Origin of the sequence: Flavobacterium sp. FPG59 (genome assembly GCF_002150205.1) — a bacterium.
GTDB lineage: Bacteria > Bacteroidota > Bacteroidia > Flavobacteriales > Flavobacteriaceae > Flavobacterium.
In genome coordinates this window covers 1-7,646 of record NZ_MTCA01000151.1, presented here as the reverse complement: position 1 = coordinate 7,646, position 7,646 = coordinate 1, and the positions used below count along the sequence as shown (strand labels likewise).

The 7,646-nt window shown below is 35.0% G+C and carries 8 protein-coding genes; all 8 read right to left on the bottom strand.

Features of this window, described 5'->3' with window-relative positions:
- Positions 1-118 precede the first annotated feature (118 nt).
- The 8 genes from FPG59_RS11915 to FPG59_RS11880 all read right to left on the bottom strand — a co-directional run bounded on the left by FPG59_RS11915 (position 119) and on the right by FPG59_RS11880 (position 7,601).
- The gene (locus tag FPG59_RS11915) at positions 119-934 is read right to left on the bottom strand and encodes an SDR family oxidoreductase (protein WP_086454818.1); all 816 of its coding nucleotides are present in this window, start codon (positions 932-934) and stop codon (positions 119-121) included.
- Positions 935-1,615 carry a bifunctional 4-hydroxy-2-oxoglutarate aldolase/2-dehydro-3-deoxy-phosphogluconate aldolase gene (locus tag FPG59_RS11910; RefSeq protein ID WP_086454817.1) on the bottom strand — a complete coding sequence of 227 codons (681 nt, stop codon included), beginning with the start codon at positions 1,613-1,615 and terminating at the stop codon, positions 935-937.
- An 11-nt stretch (positions 1,616-1,626) separates the two neighbouring features.
- Positions 1,627-2,649, bottom strand: coding sequence for a sugar kinase (locus FPG59_RS11905; RefSeq protein ID WP_086454816.1), 1,023 nt, complete (start codon positions 2,647-2,649; stop codon positions 1,627-1,629).
- A 14-nt stretch (positions 2,650-2,663) separates the two neighbouring features.
- Positions 2,664-3,011 carry a cupin domain-containing protein gene (locus tag FPG59_RS11900; RefSeq protein WP_086454815.1) on the bottom strand — a complete coding sequence of 116 codons (348 nt, stop codon included), beginning with the start codon at positions 3,009-3,011 and terminating at the stop codon, positions 2,664-2,666.
- An 11-nt stretch (positions 3,012-3,022) separates the two neighbouring features.
- Entirely contained in the window at positions 3,023-4,423 is a 1,401-nt protein-coding gene (gene uxaC, locus FPG59_RS11895) for a glucuronate isomerase (protein WP_086454814.1), read from the bottom strand.
- Positions 4,424-4,439: 16 nt separating this feature from the next.
- Positions 4,440-5,225, bottom strand: coding sequence for a gluconate 5-dehydrogenase (locus FPG59_RS11890; protein ID WP_086454813.1), 786 nt, complete (start codon positions 5,223-5,225; stop codon positions 4,440-4,442).
- 5 nt (positions 5,226-5,230) lie between these two features.
- Entirely contained in the window at positions 5,231-6,067 is an 837-nt protein-coding gene (gene kduI / locus FPG59_RS11885) for a 5-dehydro-4-deoxy-D-glucuronate isomerase (RefSeq protein WP_086454812.1), read from the bottom strand.
- An 88-nt stretch (positions 6,068-6,155) separates the two neighbouring features.
- Positions 6,156-7,601 carry an MFS transporter gene (locus tag FPG59_RS11880; RefSeq protein WP_086454811.1) on the bottom strand — a complete coding sequence of 482 codons (1,446 nt, stop codon included), beginning with the start codon at positions 7,599-7,601 and terminating at the stop codon, positions 6,156-6,158.
- Positions 7,602-7,646 lie beyond the last annotated feature (45 nt).

The window sequence follows — 7,646 nt, the reverse complement described above, 5'->3', positions numbered from 1 at the left end:
GTATTATAAACGACTTACTTTTATGCTTACATCCTTTTATTCTCTATGAGGAGTTAAGAATAACGATCAAAAAAACACGGTATAAGTCGCTTATTATACCTTTACTATAATACTATATTTATACTCCACTAAAAATTGTAAAGCCACCATCTACTGTAATTTTAGAACCGGTGACAAATTTTGAGGCGTCACTTAACAACCATATTAATGCTCCTGCAAGTTCATCAGGATGACCAAAACGTTTGAAAGGAGTACTTTGCAATACTTGATTTCCTCTATCAGTTAGAGTTCCATCTGGGTTTGTAAGCAAGGTTTTGTTTTGTTCTGTTAAAAAAAAACCTGGCGCAATAGAATTCATTCTGATGGCATCTCCATACCGTTTGGCAAGTTCTGTTGCAAACCATTTAGTGTAACTGTCTATTGATGATTTAGCTAAACTATACCCTAAAACTTTAGTTACCGCCAGTTGAGATACTACAGATGAAATATTAACTATACTGCCCGATCCTGCTTGTTGAATACTTGCACCAAAAACCTGTGTAGGTAAAATGGTTCCTAGTAAATTTAACTGCATCACTTGTTCTAAGGCATTGATGTTAAGACTAAAAATATCCTGGTCTGGATGCACAACGGCATCTGGAATATTTCCTCCTGCAGCATTTACTAAACCATCAATCCTACCAAAAGCATCTAACATTTTATCCCTTGCTAAAAGCAATTGGGCTTCATTTGTAACATCTGCAAGTAAGGCAATGGCCCTACCTCCTATATCTTGTATTTCTTGAACTCGTTGATGAGCTATTTTTTCATTTCTGCCCAGAATGCCAACAATACCATCTGCACTAACAATACTTTTTATAAATGAATACCCTATAATTCCAGTTCCTCCAGTGACTACAATCACTTTCCCTTTTAATGAAAAATTAGTTTCCATTTACTTTTTATTTTCGTCTCGAATTTGTTTTATATTTTCAAGGGTAATTCTTACTGTGTTTTCAAGTCCAAGAAAATCTTGATTTTCTATTACAACTTGTGATATTAATTGAGAACCAATACCTACACAAGTTACACCTGAATCAAACCAACTTTTTAAGTTTGCTTTATCTGTAGTTACACCACCTGTAGGCATAATACTAGTCCAAGGACAAGGACCTTTGATCCCCCTAACAAATTGAGGACCATATACATCTCCAGGGAAAAGTTTTACAATTTCACATCCTAATTCCTCTGCACGAGCAATTTCTGTAAGGGACGCGCAACCCGGTGACCATAGCACTTTCCTACGATTGCAAATAAGTGCAATATCTTCCCGCAACACAGGGGTAATAATAAAATTAGCTCCAAGTTGCATGTACAGCGATGCTGCAGCAGCATCAGTAACAGAACCTACACCTAGAATCATTCCTGGTAGATCTGATAATGCGTATTTATTCAATGCTCCAAAAACTTCAAAAGCAAAATCACCACGACTGGTAAACTCCATCAATCTGGCACCACCATCATAACATGCTTTTATAATTTTTTTTCCAAGTTCTACGTCATTATGAAAAAACAATGGGACTAAACCCGTTGATGCCATTGCATTTGCTACTTCAATTCTAGAATATCGTGCCATATATTACCATTTTATCGTGAAACTAAACCAGATCCGTCTCCATCTAGCATGTTTTCTACTTCTTTTATTGTAACCAAGTTATAATCTCCCGCAATGGTATGTTTTAAACAACAAGCGGCAACTGCAAAATCTAAAGCACGTTGATTACTTACTGGAAAATTCAATAATCCATAAATTAAACCACCCATAAAAGCATCCCCACTACCCACTCTATCCACCACAGGCGTTACTTCTTTTACTGCTGCATTACTTATATGTTTACCATCATATAATATACCTCCAATTCTTTGGTGTGATGCACTCACAGAATAGCGGAGTGTTGTAGCTGCAATTTTTAAGTTAGGACATAGCTGAAATAATTTACCGTATAAGTACGGTAACGAAACTAAGTCTTGATAATTAGGTTGCACTTTAGATAAACCCAACATAAAATATGCTGTATCAATATCACCTAAAATGACATTACTGTATTTAAGAATTTCTGGCATAACTTCACTAGGAGTTTTACCATATTGCCACAATTTAGATCTATAATTTAAATCACATGAAATAGTTAATCCCAATTTATGAGCCACAAGAACAGCTTCTAAGCAAGCTTCGGCAGCACTATTAGAAATTGCTGGAGTAATACCACTCCAGTGGAACCATGTTGCACCCTCAAAAACCTGTTCCCAATTAATTAACCCTTTCGTAATTGTAGCCATAGCGCTGTGAGCCCTATCATAAACCACATTACTACCTCTTGTTCCTGCTCCAGTTTCTAAAAAATAAGTACCCAAACGTTCCCCACCACGAAGAATATTTTTAGAACTTACGTTCATTTTTCTCATTTCTTTCTCTGCACAAACTCCTATCTCATTATCAGGAATTCTAGTAACAAATTCAGCTTCAATTCCATAATTTGCTAATGATGCCGCTACATTAAATTCACCTCCACCGTAAGATGCAGTAAAAGTTTTGGCTTGTTCAAAACGCAAATGTCTTTCTGTTGAAAGTCTTAACATTATTTCGCCAAAAGTGACTACTTTACTCATTCAATATTCCTTTACTATTTAATAAAATCAGCTCTCATAGGACTAAAAACATCAATCAAAATACCTTCTTCTATGCATAAAACACCATGCAAACTATTAGAAGGAACCTGAAATGAATCCCCTTTTTTTAAAACACAGGTATCAGATTCTATGGTAACCTCAAACTTGCCTTCGGCTACATACGTCAGTTGTGTGTGCGTGTGCTTGTGCATAGGTCCTATAGCACCTTCTTTAAACCTAACATTCACCATCATAACACGATCATCAAATCCTGTTAGCTGTCTTAAAACACCAGTACTAGCAATTTCCCATTGCATTTCATCTGCCAAGAAAAATAATTGATTGGAACTATTTTGAGACATAAGCTTTTGAATTACAAATTAAAATACTCTTTTGCATTGTGGTAGCTAATGTCTGAAACCATTTTACCAATCCATTCCATATCTGGTGGTAACTCTCCCCTTTTAATTTCATCACCTAACAAATTGCACAAAATTCTACGGAAATATTCATGTCTTGGAAATGATAAAAAACTTCTAGAATCAGTCAACATACCTATAAAACAACTTATTAACCCCATATTAGAAAGTGCGTTCAATTGTTTTGTCATTCCATCCTTTTGATCCAAAAACCACCATCCTGAACCAAATTGCACTTTTCCTTTTACGCTACCATCATTAAAATTACCAATCATAGTAGCCATAACTTCATTATCAGCAGGATTCAAATTATAAATTATCGTTTTTGTTAATTTATCTTGGCTATCCAAAGCATTTAAAAAACGAGAAAGTTTTAACGCTTGCGGATAATCTCCTATAGAATCCCATCCTGTGTCTGGCCCTAAAATACGGTGCATTCGCTCATTATTATTTCGTAATGCTCCTAAATGAAACTGTTGTACCCAGCCATACTTGTGATACGTTTCGGATAAAAACAATAAAATCGCTGATTGAAATTTAAAAGCCTCCTCAGTAGTTATAGACACGTTTTCTCTTTTCTTTCTAAAAATACGATTTACTTCAACCTCAGTAAAATTTTCGAAATAAATCTGATCCAAGCCATGATCACAAAGTTTACAACCGTTTTGATCAAAATAATCAATTCTTTTTTCTAAAGCTACGCACAAATCAGCATACGAATTAATCGAAATACCTGCAACTTCACCTAATGAATTGATGTAAGCATTATACCCATCGTTTAAAATAAGAATAGCTTTATCTGGTCTAAAAGCGGTACTAACTTTCGTTTCAAATGGGTTTTTAGTTAAAAACTGATGGTGTTCTAGAGTGTCAATTGGATCCTCAGTTGTACACACAAAACTGGCATTTACTTTTTTTAACAAGTTTTGAGTACTATATTCTTTTGAAACTATTTTTGCCGATGATTCCTCATAGATTTTATCGGCTGTTTTTTCATTTAATAGCTCATGAATATCAAAATATCTGGCAAGTTCTAGGTGTGTCCAATGAAACAATGGATTACGCATCGTGTAAGGAACCGTTTTAGCCCATTGTAAAAACTTATCTTTATCCGTTGCATTTCCAGTAATAAATTGTTCCTTAATACCCAGAGTTCTCATGGCACGCCACTTGTAATGGTCTCCATTTATCCAAACTTGAGTACAATTTTCAAAAATTTTATCTTCAGCAATATACTGTGGTGATAGGTGATTATGATAATCTATAATAGGCTGATTTTTAGAAAAATCATGATACAACTCTTCTGCATATTTATTTTCTAATAAAAAATTATCGTGTATAAATGGCGCACTCATTTTTTAAATTTTTGAATTAATTTTCGTTTATAGGTTTCCCAATAGTGGCCAAAATTCCACCATCTACATATACAATTTGACCGTTTACAAAGTCACTAGCTTTTGAAGCTAAAAAAACAGCTGTTCCTGCTAAATCTTCAGGATTTCCCCAACGTGCAGCTGGCGTTCTGTTGATTATAAAATCGTTAAACGGATGACCATCTACGCGAATAGGTTCTGTTTGTGTAGTGGCAAAATATCCCGGACCAATCCCATTAACTTGAATATTATACTTTGCCCATTCTGTAGCTAAATTTCTAGTAAGCATCTTGAGTCCACCTTTTGCAGCAGCATAAGCAGATACGCTATTGCGTCCTAGCTCACTCATCATAGAACAAATGTTAATTATCTTGCCTTCTTGTCTTTCAATCATTTGTTTAGCAACAAGTTGAGACATAATAAACGGACCAACAAGATCTACATCAATCACCTTTCTAAAATCAGCAATAGGCATATTAACAGCTAATTCTCTCTTAATAATACCCGCATTGTTTATTAAAATATGAATATCACCTTGCTCTTTTGTAATGCGTTCAAGATTTTCTGCTGCTGCATTCTCATCCGTAACATCAAATAAATAACCCGAAACAGTATATCCTTTTTGTGAATAATAGTTAAGAGCTTCTTCCATTTTTGAGGGTGTAGTTCCTGTAATGACAAGTGCTGCACCAGCTTGAGCGAGACCTTCGGCCATAGCCAAACCTAATCCGTGTGTTCCACCGGTAATCAAAGCTCTTTTTCCTTTCAAATCAAATAAATTCATAGCTATTATCTTAGTTCATTAGGTGCTACAATATCCATATCTCCATAATCTAAATTCTCTCCAGCCATACCCCAAATAAAAGAGTAATTGCTTGTACCCGCACCTGAATGTATAGACCACTCTGGTGATAAAACTGCTTGGTGATTTTGCATAAAAAGATGCCTTGTATTTTGTGGCTCTCCCATAAAATGACACACTGTTTGCGGAGCTTGAATATCAAAATAAAAATAAGCTTCCATTCTGCGATCATGAGTATGAGCGGGCATGGTGTTCCAAACATTACCCGGTAACAACTCTGTTAGCCCCATTTGAAGTTGACAGGTTTGTACAATACTATTCACTATCAGCTTATTTAGAATGCGTTTATTAGCTGTAATTTCATCTCCCAACGGAATGATTTCTGCATCTTCTCTACCAATTTTTTTTGTTGGATAAGAAGTATGAGCTGGTGCCGAATTGATATAAAACAAGGCTTGTTGTCCATCAGCATTTGCAAAAAGAACCTCTTTACAACCTTGACCTACATAAAGTGCTTCCTTAGTATTCAATTCATAGACAACTCCATCAACGGTTACAACTCCGGCTCCACCTACATTGATTATTCCCAATTCTCTCCTATCTAAAAAGTTTTCAGACTTTAAATATGGAATTGTTTCTAATTTTAAGCTTGATTTTACTGGCATAACTCCACCAACAACATACCGATCATACATGGAATACGTAAGCTGAATTTCATCAGGAACAAATATATTTTCTATTAAAAACTGTTCTCTTAATTCATCGGTTCCATACTTTTTAAAATCAGTAGGATTGGTTGCATATCTAAAAGAAAAATTTGTCATGTTCTATTTTTTAATGTAATCGATTGCACAAAGATACTTGATAAAATAAAACTTTGGCAAAATAGTTTATAAATATTTTAAATATGATCTACAGAGAGTTTATAGGACTATATTTAGGCACCAAAGACTTCATTACTATCCAGCCCGTTAAATAACAAACAGCACAGATTGAAAAAATAATAAAATATCCAGCCTCAATACCTTTGAAACCCATAAAAACCATATTCGTTTCTTTTGAATAATCAAATAAAACACCAGAACCTTTATTAATTAATGTTGAACCTATTCCTCCTGCCAGACCTCCTATTCCTGTTATTGTGGCAATTGCTTTTTTAGGAAACATATCTCCCACGGTTGTAAAAATATTAGCAGACCACGATTGATGTGCCGCTCCTGAAATCCCAATAATAATTACTGGAAGCCAATAACTAATATGCCCAAGTGGTTGCGCTATGAGTGCTAAGAGTGGAAAAAAAGCAAAAATAAGCATGGCTTTCATTCTGCCTTCATAAGGATTCATTCCTTTCTTTTCTACGAAATAAGTAGGCAACCAACCACCAATAATTGATAATAATGTAATCATATAAAGCACAAACAATGGCAATGCTGATTGTGTTGAATCCATATTATAAACAGAACTTAAATAGGCTGGTGTCCAAAATAAGAAAAACCACCAAACTCCATCTGTCATGAATTTTCCAAAAGCAAATGCCCAAGTTTGCTTGTATTTAAGACAATCACTCAAAGAAACTTTGGTTGTAGTCTCAGGAACATAACCTGCAAGTTTACTATCGGCAATATCATCTTGTTGAATGTATTCTAACTCTGCTTGTGAAACATTAGGATGCTTTTCAGGTTTATCATACATAAAAACCCAAAAACCCATCCATACAAAACCAAGTGCACCAATAATTATAAAAGCCATTTCCCAACCAAATGCTTTAGCAATAAAAGGAATGGAGATTGGAGCTGCTAAGGCACCCACTGTTGCACCAGCATTAAAAATACTGGTTGAAAAAGCTCTATCTTTCTTAGGAAAATACTCCGCTGTAGTTTTTATTGCAGCAGGAAAATTACCGGCCTCTCCCACTGCTAGAACAAATCGGGCAAAAATAAATAAGGTTACGCTAACATTTATGATTAATCCCGTGTCATTGACTGTTTTTAAAGTTTCTTTTGCGCCTTCAAAACCCACAAACCAATTGCCAGTGATAATTCCTGATGTGGCAATACCACAAAAAGCATGCAGGCAAGCACCAAATGACCAAATCCCGATAGCCCACAAAAAACCTTTTTTGGTATCCATCCAGTCTACAAAACGACCTGCAAACAACAATGAAACTGCATAAAAAATAGAGAATAACGCAGTTATGTTTCCGTAATCATTATTAGTCCAGTGGAATTCTGGTGCTATAAATTCACTCCAAGTCAAGGATAAAACTTGTCTGTCTAAATAATTGATTGTTGTTGCAAAAAATAGCAATCCACAAATAGACCAACGATAGCTTCCAATTTTATTACTTTTTTGATACATATTGTTGTAAGTATGATTTATTTCATTAATTCCTGACTATTGAAC

What these genes read in the sequence shown, in the direction of transcription:
- uxaC (WP_086454814.1), bottom strand. Translation starts at nt 4,423, where the DNA reads ATGAGTGCGCCATTTATACACGATAATTTTTTATTAGAAAATAAATAT.
- FPG59_RS11905 (WP_086454816.1), bottom strand. Translation starts at nt 2,649, where the DNA reads ATGAGTAAAGTAGTCACTTTTGGCGAAATAATGTTAAGACTTTCAACA.
- FPG59_RS11880 (WP_086454811.1), bottom strand. Translation starts at nt 7,601, where the DNA reads ATGTATCAAAAAAGTAATAAAATTGGAAGCTATCGTTGGTCTATTTGT.
- FPG59_RS11900 (WP_086454815.1), bottom strand. Translation starts at nt 3,011, where the DNA reads ATGTCTCAAAATAGTTCCAATCAATTATTTTTCTTGGCAGATGAAATG.
- FPG59_RS11910 (WP_086454817.1), bottom strand. Translation starts at nt 1,615, where the DNA reads ATGGCACGATATTCTAGAATTGAAGTAGCAAATGCAATGGCATCAACG.
- kduI (WP_086454812.1), bottom strand. Translation starts at nt 6,067, where the DNA reads ATGACAAATTTTTCTTTTAGATATGCAACCAATCCTACTGATTTTAAA.
- FPG59_RS11890 (WP_086454813.1), bottom strand. Translation starts at nt 5,225, where the DNA reads ATGAATTTATTTGATTTGAAAGGAAAAAGAGCTTTGATTACCGGTGGA.
- FPG59_RS11915 (WP_086454818.1), bottom strand. Translation starts at nt 934, where the DNA reads ATGGAAACTAATTTTTCATTAAAAGGGAAAGTGATTGTAGTCACTGGA.